Below are 16,497 nucleotides of genomic sequence, written 5' to 3' on the forward strand. Positions count from 1 at the left end.
CATTGACGCCAGAGGGGTGCGCCTCTACATTCAACCAAATGGTTGAGCATTCGGCCGCACGCCTCGACGGCATCTTCCATGCGCTCTCGGACGCGACGCGCCGGGAGATGTTGCGCCGCCTGTCGCAGCAGGAGCACAGCGTGGGCGAGCTGGCCGCGCCGTTCCAGATGTCGCTGGCGGCCGCCTCCAAGCACATCCAGGTGCTGGAGCGTGCGGGCCTGGTGCGCCGCAACGTGCAGGGCCGCACCCACCGGTGCCGCTTAGCCCCCCAGCCCCTCTCCGAGGTGCAGGAGTGGCTGCGGTTCTACGAGCGCTTCTGGATGGAAAGCCTCGACGCCTTGGATGCGCTGCTCCAGAGCGACCCCTCCGGCCCTCCGCCCCCTGCCCCCAAGAAAGGAAAGCCCCGATGAGCCCTCCCCTACCGGTCCAGGTCCGCATCGTCCGTCCGTTCCAGGCCTCCCCTGAGCGCGTCTTCGACGCCTGGGTCGATCCCCAGTGGCTCCGCCGGTGGATGTTCGGCGCCGCCGTCCGGGACGAGGAAATCCTGCGCATCGCCAACGACACGCGCGTGGGCGGCACGTTTTCCTTCCTCGTGCGCCGGAACGCCGAGGAGATCGACCACGTCGGCACGTACCTCGTCCTCGACCGGCCCCGCCGCCTCGTGTTCACCTGGGCCATCGGCGAGGAGGCAGAGGAGCTCAGCCGGGTGAGCATCGACATCGCCCCGAAGGGCGCCGGGTGTGAACTCACCCTCGTCCATGAGATGGACCCGAAGTGGGCCGAGTACGCGGGCCGCACCGAGGCGGGATGGAGCACCATGCTCGGCGCCCTGGAGCGGGCGCTCGGCACGGCCTGACTACTTCTTGCGCAGCGGCTTCAACGCCCCGCCCCAGGCAATTACCTGGTCCAGCAGGGTGTTGACCGTGGTCTCGTGGCGGGCGGCGGGCTTGAACACGGTGTAGTTCTCGAAGTCCGTGGAGAGCGAGAGCGCCACCTGGGCCCGCACGTCCGCCACCTGCAGTTCGCCCATGATGAGCCGCAGGTTCTCCACGGCGCGCGTGCCGCCCGCGCTGCCGTAGCCCACGAAGCCGGCCGCCTTGTTGTTCCACTCCTTATAGAGGTAGTCGATCGCGTTCTTCAGCGCCCCGGACGTCGCGTGGTTGTACTCGGGCGTCACGAAGATGTAGGCGTCGAAGGGATCGATCTTCGCGGACCAAGCCTGGGTGTGCGCGTGGGCGTACTTGCCCTGGGACGGCGGCACGGGCTCATCGAGCAGCGGCAGGTTGAAGTCCTGGAGGTCCACCACCTCGAACTCGGCATCGCTCCGCTTCTTCGCGATGTCGTGGACCCACTGGGCCACGGCTGCGGCCTTGCGGCCCGGGCGCGTGCTGCCGACGATGATTGCCACCTTGAGCATAGTTCGCTGTCCTCCTGAGGACCGTTGGCGCTACCCCCCAGGCATATGCGCGCGGGCTGCCGGACTCAATTCCTTCGCCCTCCCTGTGTCCGGCCCCGGGTGCTAACCTCGCGCCCGCGTTGACGCTCCGCCTCCTTGTCCTGATCCTCGGTTTCAGCCTCACGGCCCATGCCTCCCCACGCGAAGGGCGCCCCACGCGCGCGGACCTGCAACGGGTGATGGAGGTGCATGCGCGCTCGGTGGTCCGCGTCCACGGGCCCCGCCGCGCCGGGCCCGGGGTCATCGTGGGCAGCCAGGGGCAGGTGCTCACCTCCGTGGAGCACGTCAGCCTGGAGGCCGCCGAGGTGGAGTTCGGCGGGCAGAAGCTCACGGGCGCGGTGGTGCTCGCCCATGCCGGGCTGAAGATCGCCGTGGTGGCCGCGCCCGCGGGCGCCTACCCGTCCGTGCCCGTGAAGGTGCAGCCCGAGGGGCTGGATGGGCAGTGGCTCATCGGCGTTGTAGCGGGCAAGCGCAAGCAGGACGCGCGCCCCTTCGCCGCCGTGGCCCGGAGCGCCCAGGCCCCCTTCGTGGACCTGGACCTGCCGCTCGCCCCGGGCAGCCCCCTCTTCGATGCCCAGGGCCGCCTCGCCGCAGTCGTGGTCCAGCCGCGCCGCGGGGGCTGCCGGGCCTTGCCCCTGGCCTCCGTCCAGCGCCAGCTCGTCTCGCTCCAGGAGCGCCCGTGAGCCGCCCCTTCGGCGCATCCTGGCGCCTGTCCGCCGTGCAGGAGGTGGGGCTCCTGTGGGCCCTGGGCTTCCTGGGCATCATCCTCTCCTTCCTGCTCTTTGGCGGCTCCAGCATCCCCAAGCTGGTGGCCACGCTGGGCTTCCTCTACCTGCCGGTCATCGCCATGCGCTGGCGGGACGAGGACTACCGGGACTACGGCCTCACCCTGCGCGCCTGGCGCCAGGACGTGCGGCTGTTCCTCCTCATGTGCCTCATCGTCGGGCCGCTGTTCTTCGTGGGCTTCTCCGTCTGGGTGGAGGTGTTGCAGCACCTGCCGCCCGAGCTGAAGCGGCTGCTGTCGCCCCACCGGGGGCCCGTCCAGTTCATTCCCCAGCTGCCCCCGCGCTTCGGGGAGTGGGTCATCGACCAGCTCTTCGTCGTGGCGCTGCCCGAGGAGTTCTTCTACCGGGGCTACATGCAGTCGCGGCTCCGGGATGCCTGGCCCCAGGGCCGCAAGGTGCTGGGGGCGCGGCTGGGCCCCGCCTTCTGGGTGACGGCGGCGCTGTTTGCCCTGGGGCACCTGGCCATCTTCCAGGCCTGGCGCCTGGCGGTGTTCTTCCCCGCCCTGCTGTTCGGGTGGATGCGCGAGCGCACTGGCTCCGTCCTCGGCGCTGCACTCTTCCACGCCGCCTGCAACCTCTACATCCGCTTCCTGGAGCTCTCCTTCTTCGGCACCTGAGAGGGTGGAGGAACGTCCGCTATATTGGACTTTTCTCTAACGAATTTTGAACATTAGGTGTACTGTCGCGGTGGACGCGCCGCGTTCCGGCGGACGGCGTCACACCTCCACAGGGGAGTCCTCCCAGTGAACCTTCTTCCGAGAGTCCCGGCGCGCGCCCTCGGCGCGACGCTCGCGTTGGCCTTTGTCCTGTGGGCGCTGCCCACCTGGGCCCAGCAGGGCGCCTCCGTGCTCACGGGCACGGTGCTGGACGCGAGCAGCCAGCAACCCGTCGCCGACGTGACGGTCACCGCCACCGCCGCCACGCTCCAGGGTGAAGAGGTGGCCGTCACCGACAGCACGGGGCTCTACCGGCTGCCGCAGCTGCCCCCGGGCGTCTACACGCTGCGCTTCGAGCGCGAGGGCTACCAGCCCTACTCGCGCGCCGAAGTCACCCTGCGCCTCAACCGCACCATCCGGCTCAACGTGCAGATCCTCCCGGATGAGTTCCAGACGAGCATCGAGGTGTCGGGCACCCCGCCGGCCATCGACGTGGGCTCCACCCGCACCGGCGTGAGCGTGGGGGCCGAGACGGTGCAGAACCTGGCGTTGATCCGTCCGGGCTCCAAGGGCTCCGCGGCGCGCTCCTTCGAGGGCCTGGCGGAGCTGGCCCCGGGCGCCACCAGCGACGCCTACGGCATCTCACTCAACGGCACCAGCTCCCCGGAGAACGGCTTCCTCGTGGACGGCCTGGCCACGGGCAACCCGGCCATCGGCGTGCTGGGCTCGCCCGTCTCCGTGGAGTTCATCGAGGAGGTGAACGTCATCACCGGCGGCTTCATGCCCGAGTTCGGCCGCGCCACGGGCGGCGTGGTGACGGCGGTCACCAAGTCCGGTTCCAACGAATTCCACGGCTCGCTCTTCACCAACCTCACCCCGGGCTTCCTGGAGGGCGGGGCCACCCGGGTGGCGCGCGAGGGCAGCGTCATCACCACGGACCAGAAGCTGTGGAACCTGGGCGACTTCGGGGCGACGCTGGGCGGCCCCCTCCTCAAGGACAAGCTCTGGTTCTTCGCGGGCGTGGCGCCCTCGTTCACCCGCCGGAGGCTGGAGCGCAACCTCAACACCTTCGTCCTGGATGAGCAGGGCCAGCGCGTGCGCGACGCCGAGGGCTTCTCGCGGACCGAGCGCATCCCAGGCACCACCACCCCCTACTTCGCCGACCAGCGCGCGGTGCAGTACCTGGGCAAGCTCACGTGGCAGGCCGCCACGGACCACACCCTCACCCTGTCCGCCTACGGCTCCCCCACGCGCTCCGGCGGCGAGGGCCGCTTCGCCTACCGGCCGGAGGACCAGGCCGTGGAGGTGGAGAACATCGCCGGGGCCTACAGCGCGCTCGCCCACCGCAACACGCAGGACTCGCGCGACCTGTCGCTGAAGCTGGCCTCGTCCTTCCTGGACAAGAAGGTCCTGCTGGACGCCAACATTGGCTGGCACCACCAGAACGACACCAGCCTGCCGGTGGACGGCAGCGGCATCGGCAACGCCACGGGGTTCTCGGGGGTTCCCCAGTTCGAGATGCGGCGCAACACGCCCTTCTATGCCATCACCGACCTGGAGACGCTGCCGGACCCCTCGGTGTGCAACCCCGTCAACGGCGTGTCCCCGTGCACGGTGACCAACTACCTGCTGGGCGGCCCGGGCCTGCTGCTGGACCGGACCGTGGAGCGCTACCAGGGCAACGTGGTGGGCACGCTGCTGCTGAGCGGCCTGGGCCACCACGTCATCAAGGCCGGCCTGGACGTGGAGGTGATGCAGAACAAGGACACGCGCGCCTACTCGGGCCGGGTGCTCTACCGGGAGGCCGTCAACGGCAGCACCTTCCAGGACTTCCGCGCCTTCGGCTACCTCACCGGCCCCGACGAGGCGGTGGTTCAGCCCTCGGTGCCCACCTCCACGCGCGCCACCGCCGTGGGCGGCTTCCTCCAGGACAGCTGGAGCGTGATGGACACGGTCACCCTCAACGTGGGCCTGCGCTACGACGCGCAGACCATCGAGGGCAACAACGGGGCCGAGGCCTTCGACTTGTCCAACCAGTTCTCCCCGCGCGTGGGCGTCATCTACGACTTCACCCAGCAGGGCCGCTCGAAGCTGTTCGCCAGCTACGCGCGCTACTACCAGAACGCCGTGCTGGCCATGGTCAACTCGCAGTTCTCCAACATCACCCGCCTGCAGGCCAACCGCACCCGTGCCGCCCAGAACGGCGCCCCCGGGTGTGATCCGCTCCGCCAGGAGGCGCCCTACACCGAGTGCCGCGACGAGCGGAACATCGTCCGCAGCGGCCCGGAGTCCGTCAGCCGCCTCTACAGCCAGACCTTCGCCATCAACAGCCCGGTGGACCCGGACCTGAAGCCCCAGTCCTCGGATGAGTTCGTGCTGGGCGGCGAGTACGAGCTGCTGCCCGGGGCCAGCGTGGGCATCACCTACACCCACCGGAACATGAACGACGTCATCGAGGACATGTCCCGCAACGAGGCCACCAACTACTTCATCGGCAACCCGGGCCGGGGCATCGCCAGCGACTTCCCCAAGGCCGTGCGCGACTACGACGCCGTGTCGCTGCTCTTCAACAAGACGTTCTCGGACCTGTGGCTCATCCAGGCCAACTACACGTGGTCGCGCCTACACGGGAACTACTCCGGCCTGTTCCGCCCGGAGAACCTCCAGCTGGCCCCCAACGTCACCTCGGACTTCGACCTGGTCTCCCTGACGGAGAACCACACCGGCCTGCTGCCGATCGACCGGACGCACTCGCTCAAGTTCTACGGGGCCAAGGAGCTGATGCTCTCCGGCGCGGCGAGCATCAACCTGGGGCTCTCGTACCGGGGCGCCTCGGGCGCGCCGCTCAACGTGCTGGGCACCCACTACATCTATGGTCCGGACTTCACCTTCATCCTGCCGCGCGGCAGCGGCGGCCGCCTGCCGTGGGTGCATGCCTTCGACACGCGCCTGGCGTTCAACTACCGGCTCACCCGGGACACGGTGGCCTCGGTGAGCCTGGACCTCTTCAACCTGTTCAACTTCCAGGCGGTGACGAGCATGGATCAGCGCTACACGGAGGACACCGTGGACGCGCTCGTGGGCGGCACGCCGGAGCAGCTCGCCGGCCTGACGCCGCGCGGGGACACCTCCCGCGCCGTGGTCGTCAACCCCAACTACGGCAAACCCCTCTCCTACCAGCCGCCCCGCAGCGTCCGGCTCGGTGCGCGCCTCTCGTTCTAAGCGGAGCCCTCCCCATGAAGACCCTTCCAGCCTTCTCGTGGATCCTTCTCCTCGGGGGCGCGGCCAGCCTGGGCGCGTGTGCCGCGGAGCAACCCCTGCCCCAGTGCACCGTGGGCCGCGGCGAGCACGCCGTGCGCTACACCCGGGTGAGCGGCACCGGCGCGTGTGCCGCCAAGCGCGCCGAGAAGCTCGGGGCCCAGATTTTCCGCACCCCGGGCTCGGGCGAGCCCCCCTCGCTGGTGTTCAAGCCCGGCCCCCTGGCCGCCAACGAGGGCAAGGACCCGGCCCACCCCGTCACCGCCACGGGCTTCTTCACGAGCGAGTACCCCTCGGACGAGGAGATCTGCGAGGTGCCCACCCTGTCCGAGGCCCGGCAGCTCGTGGCGCGGGCCGAGGGCGCCCCCGTGGACGTGCGCTACCAGTGGAGCAACATCCGCGTGCAGGGCTCCTCCGCCATCCCGGGCACCCAGTGGACCGCGGACCTCACCTACTCGGAGGATGACTGCACGGCCACCTATCAGGCCGTGGGCCTCTTCCCGGCCCTCAAGTGCGAGCGGACCGAGGTGCGCAACGGCCAGAACGTGGTGGTGAGGGATCCGGCCCTCTGCGCCCTGCCGCGGCCCAGCCTGTCCATCGATCCGGCCTTCCCCACCCTGTGTGATGAGACGACCAACCTGTGCGTGCTGGACGGGCAGCCCCCGTCCCTCAAGCCGTAACACCGGGGCGGCCAGGGCCCGCTCAAGGCGCGGGCAGCTGCCGCACCTGCAAGTCGCCCCCCACCGCGAGCGTGGCCCCCGGGGGCAGCTCCACCCAGCCCGCCGGGCGCTTCAGGTGGCTGGCCACCACCACGGCGCGGCGGCGGCGGTGGGCCCCCACGCTGGGCTGCGTCTCCGGGGTGCTGGGCCCCACGCCACACACCTCGCAGTGGTCCGTGCCCTCCAGCCGCGTGTAGTAGAGCGGCGCCTCGCCCCAGCGCGTGGCCAGCAGCACCTGGCCGTTGGTGGCCACCAGGTTCAGCAGGGAGGGGTGCACCGCCCCCGCTTTCGCCGCGGCCCGGTCCAGCGCCTGGGCGGCCTCCGCCAGCAGCGCCCCGGCCACCTCCGCCTCCAGCCGGGGGTCCTCCGTGCGCCCCGTCTCCCGGAGCCGCTTGAGGAAGTGGGCGAACACCACCTCGCTGTCCGTGGCGCCGCGCACCTGCCGGCGCAGGAACTCCGGCAGCGCCTCCAGCAGCGGGGCCCGGAGGTGCTCGAAGCCCTCCAGCGCCCCCTGGTGCGCGAACAGCCAGCGGCGCACCCGGAACGGCTGGGTGTTCTCCTCGGGGGACACCCCCAGGGGCAGCTTGCCCACATGGCACAGCAGCACGCCGGACTCCTGCGGGGGGGCCAGGGACTCCGGCGTCAACCCCTCGTCCGAGGAGAAGCGCCGCATCAGCACCTCCCCGTCCGCGTACGCGCCCACCCCGGCCGCGTTCGCCCGGGTGTCCCCCTGGAGGCGCACCTGGTCTTCCAGCCGGTGCAGCTCGCACCGCAGCAGGTTCGGATCGGACGTGAGCACGGCCAGGACGGCGGACATGGGCGGTAACTCCCGGTCAGGTGTGGGGGCTGGCCCCATGCATAACGGCCTCCCCCGCCCCCCTCAACCCTGCTTCCCGGGCAGGCCGTGCGCGCTAAGCCCTTGAAATGGCTGAGATTTACGACATAGACCGTTTGACACCTCGGGATCGGGAAGCGTAACCTCCGCCCGCTTTGGGCAAGACTCCTGCGATGGTGCAGGACTTCACCGGAGACGGAATGTCGGACGAGATCGCGATTGGCGTCGACCTGGGCACCTCCTATTCGTGCGTGGCGGTGGTCCAGGACGGCCAGCCGGTGGTCATCCCCAACGAGTGGGGCGAGTCGAACCACGCCTCGTGCGTGTCGTTCCTCGATGACGGCTCGGTGCTGGTGGGCAACGCAGCCAAGAAGAACATCATCGCCGCGCCGGAAGCGACGGTGTACTCGGCCAAGCGGCTCATCGGACGGTACTTCTTCTCCGACGAAGTGAAGAAGGCCCAGGCGGTGATGCCCTACACCATCGTCGAGGGCGAGAACAACGCGGTGCGCATCCAGGTGCACAGCCAGACGTACTCGCTGCCCGAAATCTCCGCGCTGGTGCTCAAGGAGATGAAGGCGGTGGCGGAGACGTACCTGGGGCGCGAGGTGACCAAGGCGGTGGTCACCGTGCCGGCGTACTTCAACGACAACCAGCGCCAGGCCACCAAGGACGCGGGGCGCATCGCGGGGCTGGAGGTGCTGCGCATCCTCAACGAGCCCACCGCGGCGGCGCTCGCCTACGGCTTCGGCCGGGACGTCAACCAGCGCGTGGTGGTGTACGACCTGGGCGGCGGCACCTTCGACGTGTCCATCCTGGAGATCGGCAAGGACGTGTTCGAGGTGCTGTCCACCGCGGGCGACACGTACCTGGGCGGCGACGACTTCGACGACCGCATCATGACGTGGCTGGCCGAGGACTTCCTGGCCAAGACGCGGCTGGACCTGCGCCAGAGCAAGTACTGCCTGCAGATGCTCAAGGATGCCGCCGAGCGGGCGAAGATCGAAGTGGGCCAGAACGGCACCGCGGAGATCCTCTGCCAGGGCATCTGCCAGGACGGCAACGGCAACGTGATGGACCTGCGCAACACGCTGACCCATGACCAGTTCAACCGGATGGTCATGGACCTGGTGCAGCGCACCTTCAAGGTGTGTGACGAGGCGCTGCAGAGCGCGCGGCTGTCCGCCTCGGAGATCGACGCGGTCATCCTGGTGGGCGGCCCCACGCGGCTGCCCATCATCCGCAATTCCGTGAAGCACTACTTCCAGAAGGAGCCCATGGAGGGCATCAACCCCGACCAGGTGGTGTCGATGGGGGCCTGCCTCCAGGCGCACGCGCTGCTGGACGCGCACGCGGAGACGTTCCTGGTGGACGTCACCCCGCTGTCGCTGCGCATCGGCACCGTGGGCGGCTACACGGAGAAGGTCATCGACAAGAACACGCCGGTGCCCATCGACCGCTCGAAGACGTTCACCACCAGCCGCGACGGCCAGGAGAAGGTGAAGATCCGCGTGTACCAGGGCGAGTCCAACCGGGCCGAGGAGTGCGAGCTGCTGGGCGAGTTCGAGTTCTCCGGCTTCCGCATCGGCTACCGCGGGGACGTGAAAATCGAAGTGACGTTCGAGATCGACACCAACGGCATGGTGAACGTGTCGGCCTGTGACGTCGAGACGGGCCAGAAGACGACCACCACGCTCACCCTCTCCTCGGGCATGTCCGAGACCGATATCCAGCGGTCCATCGACGCCACCCGGCAAATCCAGCTCGCAGGTCACAGCGGCGATCTGCCCTCCGTGGCCTAGCCGCTTCCGTACGGAACACCGATGTCCCAACCTTCCGATCCGAACGCCGGCAAACCTCCTGGGCCTCCTCCCGGGAGTGCCCCCTCTCAGCCGGCCTCCGCCGGTGCCCCACGTCCGGCCCCTCCGGGAGCCGTCCCGCCCCGCCCGGGTGCCCCCGTGGCCGCCCCGCCTGGGGCCCCGCGCCCCGCACCGGGCGCCACCGCGGCCCCCCGGCCCCCCGCTCCGGCCGTCCCGCCCGTGGGGGCCGCCGCCGGTGTTCCCCCCCGGCCCGCTCCCGGCGCTCCGGGGATCGCCCCGCGCCCTGCCCAGGGCACAGTCCCTCCCGGCCCGGCCGCGCGCCCCGCGGGCCCTCCCGCCGCAGGCAGGCCGCCCGTGGCCCCCATGCCTCCGTCCCCGCCCGCGGACCTGATGCCCCGCTCCGAGCGCCCGACCCTGTCGCTGCCCACCATCTCGCCGGTGAGCTTCGCGCAGCCCACCGTCGCGGCGCCTCCGCCGGCCGGCCAGAGCCCTCAGCGGCCCACGATGCAGGGGCTGACGCCTGTGTCCGTCACGCCCCAGCCCGGCCCGGGCGTCACGCTGACGGCCCCCACCCCCGGCTCTCCGGCCGCCGCAGCGCACCGGCCTACCCTGCCGGGCATCGTCCCCGTCTCCGTCACCCCGCTTCCCATGCCGCCACGGCCTCCGGCAGCCCCCGCTGGGGTTCCCGCCGTGGGCCGTCCGCCCGGGGTGGCCCCCGCCGCTGGGCCCCCGTCCCCCGTGCTTCGGCCCGGCACGCCGCCCACCATGGCCCCGGTGGTGCCTCCCACGGCGGGCGCTTCGCCCACGCCCCGGCCCGGCATGCCGCCCCCGGTGGTGCCCGCGGTGTTCCCGGCCCAGGCCTCGGGCCCCCGGCCCCCGGTGGCCGCACCCGCGCGCCAGGCGCCTCCCACCATCGCGCCCATGGCCCCGGCCGTTCCGGGCATTCCCGCAGTCCCGGCGGTGGCCGCCTCACGGCCCCTCGCGCCCGCCGTGCCCCCGGTGGCCCCTGGCATCGCACCCGTCGTGCCTCCGGTGGCCCCCGCCGCCGCAGCCGCTGGGGCTCCCCCCCCGCCGCCGCCTCCGGCCGCCACGGGCAAGGGCTCGCTGGATCCGGCGCAGGCCGCCGAGCTGGAGGTCCGCTGCTCCCAACTCGACCAGCTCGACTACTTCGAGGTGCTGAAGCTCCCGAAGGATGCGGCCCCGGCGGCCATCAAGAAGGCCTTCTACTCCGAGAGCCGCACCTACCACCCGGACCGCTTCTACCAGCTGGAGTCCAAGGAGCTGAAAGAGCGGGTCCACGAGCTCTACAAGCGCATCACCGAGGCCTACTACGTCCTGCGCGACGACACGAAGCGCAAGAAGTACCTGGCGGACGTGACGGGCCCGGAGCGGGCGCAGAAGCTGCGCTTCACCGAGAACTCCGAGGCCGAGACCAAGGCCGCCGTCCGCAAGGAGCAGGAGGAGCAGATCGGCACCCACCCCAAGGGGCGCCAGTTCTACCAGCTCGGCGCGAGCGACTTGGACGCGGGCCGGTGGTCCTCCGCCGAGCGCAACCTGAAGATGGCGCTCACCTACGAGCCGGCCAACGCCCGCTACAAGGAGAAGCTCGCCGAGGCCAAGAAGAAGCTCGAGGAAGAGGCCAAGAGCAAGGGTGACTCCTTCAAGATCAAGTAACGCGTCCGCACGGGGCGGACGTCCGGTGGCAGGCAGGGGGGCTTCGCGGTGATCATCGATCTCATCATCCTGGGACTGGTGCTGTTCTTCGCGGTGGTGGGCGCCATCACCGGCGCGGCCCGGCAGGTGGCCCACCTGGTGGGGCTGGCGGTGGCCTACTTCGTCTCCAAGCGGCTGGGGCCGGTGCTCGCGCCCAGGCTGGCGGAGGCGCTGGGCACCCCGCTGCTCATCGGACTGCTGGTGGGCAGCGTGCTGCTCTTCATCGTGGTGCTGGTGGTGGTGCGCTACGCGCTGGGGGCCCTGCTCCAGCGGATGCTCTCGGGCCAGGACCCGGAGAACCGGGGCGCGGACCGGTTCATCGGCTTCCTCATCGGCGGGGCCAAGGTGGGCATCATCGCCTACGTGCTGCTCAGCGCGCTGACGTTCGTGGAGCAGTACGTGGTGGTGGCGGGCCGGCGCATGGGCCTGTCCCCCAAGGGCTCCCACGCCCTGGCCTTCGCGCGCAAGCACAACCTCTTCGAGATGACCCAGTTCGCCGCGCTCAAGGACTTCGTCCAGGTGGCCCAGCTCAGCGCCGACCCCCAGCGCGCCGCGAAGCTCCAGAATGATCCCGCCTACAAGGCGCTGCGGCAGGATCCCCGCTTCCAGAAGGCCCTCCGGGACGAGTCGCTGCGCCGCTCGCTGGAGCAGGGCGACCACCGGGCGCTCCTGAACAACAACCTCATCCTCCAGCTCATCCAGGACCCGGACATCGCCGCCCGGCTGGGCGCGGCCTCCCACGCGGCGGAGCGAAAGCCCTGAGCCCCGCCCCGGAGGGCGAGGCCCCGGAATCCCTGCTCAGGCGCCGAGCTGCGAGGCGTTCAGCCCGTTGAGCCGGACGCGCACGAACTCCCCGTCAATCCGGAAAGAGCCCCGGCCGCGCTCGGGCGCCTCGAACATCACATCCGCCATGACGTGCTCCAGGATGGAGCGCAGGCCGCGGGCCCCCAGCCCCTTCTCCACCGAGAAGTGCACCACCTCGCGGAGCGCCTCCGGGGCGAAGTCCAATTCAATCTCGTCATAGGCCAAAAGCTCGCGGAACTCGCGGATGATGGAGTCCGGGGGCTCGGTGAGCACGCGCAGCAGGTCCTCCTCGCCGAGCGCCTGGAGCTGCACCATCACCGGCAGGCGGCCGAGGAACTCCGCCAGCATGCCGAAGTCCACCAGCTGCTTGACGCTGATGCGCTTGGTCACCCGGCGCCCGTCCTCCTCGGAGCCGAAGCCCAGGGGGCGCGAGCCGCCCTCCCCGTACTCGTGCAGGTCCGAGAACGTGCCGGCGCAGATGAAGAGGATGTCGCGCGTGTCGATCTGCACGAAGTCGCTCTTGTTCCACGCCTGGGTGAGGTTCATGGGAACGAAGACTTCGCGCCCCTCCAGCATCTTGAGCAGCCCCTGCTGGACGCCCTCGCCGCCGATGTCCCGGCTGCCCGCGCCGTTGCGGGCCCCTTGGGAGCGGCGGGCGATCTTGTCCACCTCGTCCACGAAGATGATGCCCCGCTGGGTGTCCTCCACCGAGTGGTTGGCCTTGAAGAGGAGGTCGGAAATCATCACCTCCACGTCCTTGCCGTAGTACCCGGCCTCCGTGTACTCGGTGGCATCCACGGTGGTGAACGGCACCGAGAGGATTTCCGCCAGGTTGCGCGCGATGTGCGTCTTGCCGCTCCCGGTGGGCCCAATCAGCAGGATGTTGGACTTCTTGATGAGCGTGCCGCGCCGGAGCCGCCGCGCCTGGATGCGCTTGAGGTGGTTGTGGGCGGCGATGGCCACCGCCCGCTTGGCCTCCTCCTGGCCGATGACGTAGCGGTTCAACCGCTCGAAAATCTGTCTTGGTGTGAGTAACGGCTCTTCCCTGCGTGCGGACGACTCCATGCACCCTCCCCTTCGGTCCACGCGTCCTCCCCGTGTTCACAAAGGGTAAGCCCGGGTGGCGGGGAGGCCCACCGGACTTCTTCCCGGGCCCTTCGCCTGCCTGGCTGCTCTGCTGACAACCGGCTATTGAAGCCGGAGCGCTTTCCCTATAGTTGCGCGCGTTCACGGTTGAAGGAATTCGTCACCCTTCCCCACCCCTGGAGGCCCTGAGACGCCGATGCCCATCAACACGCCGCAGCACCGTTGGACCCTCGCTGATGCCCTGGAGATGTATGGGATCCGGAACTGGGGAAATCCCTACTTCGGCATCAACGAGAAGGGCCATGTGTGCGTCCACCCCGATGGGCCCCAAGGGTCCAGCATGGACCTGAAGGAACTGGTGGACGAGGTGCGGCGCCGGGGCATCGGCCTGCCGCTGCTGATCCGCTTCACGGACGTCCTCCGCCACCGCGTCATCCACCTCAACGAGGCCTTCAAGAAGGCCATCGCCGAGTCCAACTACAAGGGCCAGTACCGGGGCGTGTACCCCATCAAGGTGAACCAGCACCGGTACGTGGTGGAGACCATCGTCGAGACGGGCAAGAACTACGGCTACGGCCTGGAGGCCGGCAGCAAGCCGGAGCTGCTCGCGGTGATGGCGCTGCTCGACAACGAGGACGCGCTCGTCATCTGCAACGGCTACAAGGACGAGGAGTACGTGGAGACGGCGCTGTTCTTCTCCCGGCTGGGCCGCAACGTCATCCTCGTGGTGGAGAAGCCCAGCGAGCTGCCCCTCATCGCCGAGGTGGCGCGCAAGACGGGCATCGCCCCCCGGCTGGGCATCCGCGTGAAGCTGTCCACGCGCGGGGCGGGCAAGTGGGAGGCCTCCGGCGGAGACCGCTCCAAGTTCGGCCTCACCTCCTCGGAGCTGATGAACTGCATCGGCTTCATGCGCGAGACGGGGCTCCTGCCCCACTTCGAGCTGTTGCACTTCCACCTGGGCAGCCAGATCTCCAACATCCGCAACGTGAAGAACGCGCTGCGCGAGGTGGGCTGCTTCTACGTGGAGGTGGTCCGCCAGGGTGCCCCGCTGAAGTACCTGGATGTGGGCGGCGGCCTGGGCGTGGACTACGACGGCTCGCAGACCAACTTCACCTCCTCCATGAACTACACCACGGAGGAGTACGCCAACGACGTGGTGTTCGGCGTGATGGAGGCGTGTGACCGGGCGGGCGTTGCCCACCCCACGCTCGTCTCCGAGTCCGGCCGCGCCATCGTGGCCCACCACGCCGTGCTGGTGATGGACGTGCTGGGCACCAGCGAGTCAGACCTCTCCCAGGTGCCCGACAAGGTGGACGAGAAGGCCCCCTCCGTGGTGCGCAACCTGATGAACACCCTGAAGGAGCTGACGAACAAGAACCTCCTGGAGTCCTGGCACGACGCCCAGGACTCGAAGGAGGAGAGCCTCACGCTCTTCTCTCTGGGCCACCTGTCGCTGGAGCAGCGCGTGGCCGCGGAGAACATCTACTGGGCCATCTGCCACAAGATCATGCGCATCGCGCGCGACCAGGGCGAGATTCCCGAGGAGCTGGACTCGCTGGAGCGGCAGCTCTCCGACACGTACTTCTGCAACTTCTCCGTGTTCCAGTCCCTGCCGGACTCGTGGGCCATTGATCAGCTCTTCCCGATCATGCCCATCCACCGGCTCTCCGAGAAGCCGTCGCGCCGGGCCACCCTGGCCGACATCACCTGCGACTCGGACGGGAAGATCGAGCACTTCATCGACAAGCGCGAGGTGAAGGACGCGCTGGAGCTGCACCCGCTCAACAACGACGACTACTACCTGGGCATCTTCCTGGTGGGCGCCTACCAGGAAATCCTCGGGGACTTGCACAACCTGTTCGGGGACACGCACGCGGTGCAGGTGTCGCTGGCGCCCAACGGGGGCTACCTCATCGACCACGTGGTGGAGGGAGACACGGTCAACGAGGTGCTCCACTACGTGAGCTACAGCAAGGACGACCTGGTGGCGCGGCTGCGCAAGTTCACCGAGGTGGCGCTGCGCAACGGCCGCATCACCCTGGACGAGTCGCGCACCCTGCTGCGGATGTACGAGGAGGGCCTGTCCGGCTACACCTACCTGGAGCGCGACGTGGACGCGGCCTTCAACGCCAGCCACGGCCAGCTCCGCCTGGTGCCGCCGCAGGACGCCACCACGCCCCGCGTCGCCCCGCCCACGGGCACCTGATGCACGGCTCCGGGAGCTTGCCCCACCCTGGGACGCAAGCTCCCGGCCCCCGTTTCTAGCGCGCGGGGACGGACGTCCCCGGCGCCACGGACTCGCTGGCGAAGGCCGTGTCGGAGGCCCGCAGCCGCAGCCGCTCCAGCGTCTTGAGCTGGGCCTCGGCCCGCTCGACGCACGCCTCGAAGTCGATGCCCGCGAGCCGGGCCTCCGTCTTGGCCAGCCGCTCCAGCGCGCGCCACATGCAGATGCGGCCCCGGGTGCCGATGCACAGGGCCTCCAGGTCCATCACCCGGCTCAGGGGCGAATAGCCCAGCAGCCCGCCGCCGTTGGGCTTCAGGCGCTCCATCCAGGCAATGGCCCAGGCCGCGCCCTCCTTGAACCGGTCCCTGGGGACCTCCAGCCCCCGCATCACCCGCTCCAGCAGCGTCCGGTCCTGCTCCAGTTCCACCCGCAGAGTGGAGAGGTAATCCCCCACCGGGTTGCCCGCGTTCCGCCGGGCGGCCCGCTGGGCCAGGTCCAACCCGAAGCGCGAGCCGGCGAGGTGATCGTTCAGATAGATGCCCAGCAACTTCACGTTCATGCACGGCCTCCCCTCGTGAGCCTTGTGCTGGGCAGGGTCGGCACGTCCTGGGGCCCGCGCACGGGCACCGGCTGGGCAGGCAGGAGGGCAGCCAGGCAGGGCGGCCCTCCCTGTGCCGCCTAGGACTCGCCCGGGTAGCGGAACACGAGGGGCAGCTTCACGTCCGGGTGGAGGCTCCGCGCCACGGGGCACTCCTGGGCGGCCTGCTCCAGCCGGGTACGGTGCGCCGGGGACAGGCCGCTGGGCATGTGGAGGGTGAGCACCAGCTCGCCAATGCGGCGCGGCGGCGGCGTCATCCGCTTCTCCACCGTCGCCCGGGCCTCGCCAAAGGGCAGCCCCTCGCGCGAGGCCACCAGGGCCATGGTGGTGATGGCGCACGAGGCGAGCGCCGCCCCCACCAGGTCCGTGGGCGAGAAGGAGCCTCCCGTGCCCCCGTTGTCCTTCGGGGCCTCGGTGGCGATGCGCGAGCCGGAGGGCCCGTGCTCGAGTTCGGTCTTGAAGGAAGCGGCGCTGGTGGCGGTCATCACCACGCCGGTGGGCTGCGAGGGCTGGCTCATGGGGGGCTCCTGGGAAAAGAGGGGG

15 protein-coding genes are annotated in these 16,497 nt (G+C 70.0%); 10 read left to right on the top strand and 5 right to left on the bottom strand.

All coding sequences use genetic code 11. The annotated features are described in order from the left end of the window. The first annotated feature begins 38 nt into the window (after window positions 1-38). Both KY661_RS27230 and KY661_RS27235 read left to right on the top strand, forming a co-directional pair. Entirely contained in the window at window positions 39-410 is a 372-nt protein-coding gene (locus KY661_RS27230; protein WP_225413006.1) for an ArsR/SmtB family transcription factor, read from the top strand. After that, the gene (locus KY661_RS27235; protein ID WP_225413007.1) at window positions 407-856 is read left to right on the top strand and encodes an SRPBCC family protein; all 450 of its coding nucleotides are present in this window, start codon (window positions 407-409) and stop codon (window positions 854-856) included. The genes KY661_RS27230 and KY661_RS27235 overlap by 4 nt, the downstream gene beginning before the upstream one ends. Here KY661_RS27235 and KY661_RS27240 read toward each other — a convergent pair whose 3' ends face one another. Continuing rightward, on the bottom strand, window positions 857-1,417 hold the full coding sequence (locus KY661_RS27240; protein ID WP_075008183.1) for an NADPH-dependent FMN reductase: 561 nt from the start codon (window positions 1,415-1,417) through the stop codon (window positions 857-859). It abuts the gene before it with no gap. Window positions 1,418-1,536: 119 nt separating this feature from the next. Between KY661_RS27240 and KY661_RS27245 the strand changes: the two genes are divergently transcribed. The 4 genes from KY661_RS27245 (at window position 1,537) to KY661_RS27260 (ending at window position 6,835) form a co-directional block, all read left to right on the top strand. After that, on the top strand, window positions 1,537-2,139 hold the full coding sequence (locus KY661_RS27245; RefSeq protein WP_225413008.1) for an MXAN_2756 family trypsin-like serine endoprotease: 603 nt from the start codon (window positions 1,537-1,539) through the stop codon (window positions 2,137-2,139). Further along, the gene (gene mrtX / locus KY661_RS27250) at window positions 2,136-2,858 is read left to right on the top strand and encodes a myxosortase MrtX (protein WP_225413009.1); all 723 of its coding nucleotides are present in this window, start codon (window positions 2,136-2,138) and stop codon (window positions 2,856-2,858) included. Before KY661_RS27245 ends, mrtX begins: the two co-directional genes overlap by 4 nt. 126 nt (window positions 2,859-2,984) lie before the next feature. Continuing rightward, complete coding sequence (locus KY661_RS27255) at window positions 2,985-6,119, top strand: TonB-dependent receptor (RefSeq protein ID WP_225413010.1); 3,135 nt, start codon at window positions 2,985-2,987, stop codon at window positions 6,117-6,119. 14 nt (window positions 6,120-6,133) lie between these two features. Then, on the top strand, window positions 6,134-6,835 hold the full coding sequence (locus KY661_RS27260; RefSeq protein ID WP_225413011.1) for a hypothetical protein: 702 nt from the start codon (window positions 6,134-6,136) through the stop codon (window positions 6,833-6,835). 22 nt (window positions 6,836-6,857) lie between these two features. Here KY661_RS27260 and KY661_RS27265 read toward each other — a convergent pair whose 3' ends face one another. Beyond that, the gene (locus KY661_RS27265) at window positions 6,858-7,691 is read right to left on the bottom strand and encodes a class II glutamine amidotransferase (protein ID WP_225413012.1); all 834 of its coding nucleotides are present in this window, start codon (window positions 7,689-7,691) and stop codon (window positions 6,858-6,860) included. 218 nt (window positions 7,692-7,909) lie between these two features. On the opposite strand from KY661_RS27265, the gene KY661_RS27270 reads away from it, so the two are divergent. From KY661_RS27270 to KY661_RS27280, 3 genes are all read left to right on the top strand, one after another. Further along, on the top strand, window positions 7,910-9,511 hold the full coding sequence (locus KY661_RS27270; protein ID WP_225413013.1) for an Hsp70 family protein: 1,602 nt from the start codon (window positions 7,910-7,912) through the stop codon (window positions 9,509-9,511). 381 nt (window positions 9,512-9,892) lie between these two features. Beyond that, window positions 9,893-11,203 (top strand): J domain-containing protein, encoded by a 1,311-nt coding sequence (locus KY661_RS27275; protein ID WP_225413082.1) that lies wholly within the window; start codon window positions 9,893-9,895, stop codon window positions 11,201-11,203. Between the two features lie 48 nt (window positions 11,204-11,251). Beyond that, complete coding sequence (locus KY661_RS27280; protein ID WP_225413014.1) at window positions 11,252-12,004, top strand: CvpA family protein; 753 nt, start codon at window positions 11,252-11,254, stop codon at window positions 12,002-12,004. Between the two features lie 36 nt (window positions 12,005-12,040). Here KY661_RS27280 and clpX read toward each other — a convergent pair whose 3' ends face one another. Next, window positions 12,041-13,111, bottom strand: coding sequence for an ATP-dependent Clp protease ATP-binding subunit ClpX (clpX, locus tag KY661_RS27285; protein WP_225413015.1), 1,071 nt, complete (start codon window positions 13,109-13,111; stop codon window positions 12,041-12,043). Between the two features lie 217 nt (window positions 13,112-13,328). Here clpX and speA point away from each other — a divergent pair, with 217 nt between their 5' ends. After that, window positions 13,329-15,338 carry a biosynthetic arginine decarboxylase gene (gene speA / locus KY661_RS27290; RefSeq protein ID WP_225413016.1) on the top strand — a complete coding sequence of 670 codons (2,010 nt, stop codon included), beginning with the start codon at window positions 13,329-13,331 and terminating at the stop codon, window positions 15,336-15,338. A gap of 55 nt (window positions 15,339-15,393) precedes the next feature. Here the strand turns inward: speA and KY661_RS27295 are convergent, their stop codons facing one another. Both KY661_RS27295 and KY661_RS27300 read right to left on the bottom strand, forming a co-directional pair. Then, window positions 15,394-15,915, bottom strand: coding sequence for a hypothetical protein (locus tag KY661_RS27295; protein WP_225413017.1), 522 nt, complete (start codon window positions 15,913-15,915; stop codon window positions 15,394-15,396). Window positions 15,916-16,034: 119 nt separating this feature from the next. Next, window positions 16,035-16,472 carry an OsmC family protein gene (locus KY661_RS27300; RefSeq protein WP_075008173.1) on the bottom strand — a complete coding sequence of 146 codons (438 nt, stop codon included), beginning with the start codon at window positions 16,470-16,472 and terminating at the stop codon, window positions 16,035-16,037. Between the last annotated feature and the right edge of the window lie 25 nt (window positions 16,473-16,497).

Source organism: Allostigmatella hybrida (genome assembly GCF_020103775.1).
Lineage (GTDB): Bacteria > Myxococcota > Myxococcia > Myxococcales > Myxococcaceae > Hyalangium > Hyalangium aurantiaca.

Excerpts from the sequence above, each read along its gene's own strand:
- KY661_RS27230 (WP_225413006.1), top strand. The coding sequence starts at position 39 with ATGGTTGAGCATTCGGCCGCACGCCTCGACGGCATCTTCCATGCGCTC.
- KY661_RS27235 (WP_225413007.1), top strand. The coding sequence starts at position 407 with ATGAGCCCTCCCCTACCGGTCCAGGTCCGCATCGTCCGTCCGTTCCAG.
- KY661_RS27240 (WP_075008183.1), bottom strand. The coding sequence starts at position 1,417 with ATGCTCAAGGTGGCAATCATCGTCGGCAGCACGCGCCCGGGCCGCAAG.
- KY661_RS27260 (WP_225413011.1), top strand. The coding sequence starts at position 6,134 with ATGAAGACCCTTCCAGCCTTCTCGTGGATCCTTCTCCTCGGGGGCGCG.
- KY661_RS27265 (WP_225413012.1), bottom strand. The coding sequence starts at position 7,691 with ATGTCCGCCGTCCTGGCCGTGCTCACGTCCGATCCGAACCTGCTGCGG.
- KY661_RS27270 (WP_225413013.1), top strand. The coding sequence starts at position 7,910 with ATGTCGGACGAGATCGCGATTGGCGTCGACCTGGGCACCTCCTATTCG.
- KY661_RS27275 (WP_225413082.1), top strand. The coding sequence starts at position 9,893 with ATGCCTCCGTCCCCGCCCGCGGACCTGATGCCCCGCTCCGAGCGCCCG.
- clpX (WP_225413015.1), bottom strand. The coding sequence starts at position 13,111 with ATGGAGTCGTCCGCACGCAGGGAAGAGCCGTTACTCACACCAAGACAG.
- speA (WP_225413016.1), top strand. The coding sequence starts at position 13,329 with ATGCCCATCAACACGCCGCAGCACCGTTGGACCCTCGCTGATGCCCTG.
- KY661_RS27295 (WP_225413017.1), bottom strand. The coding sequence starts at position 15,915 with ATGAACGTGAAGTTGCTGGGCATCTATCTGAACGATCACCTCGCCGGC.
- KY661_RS27300 (WP_075008173.1), bottom strand. The coding sequence starts at position 16,472 with ATGAGCCAGCCCTCGCAGCCCACCGGCGTGGTGATGACCGCCACCAGC.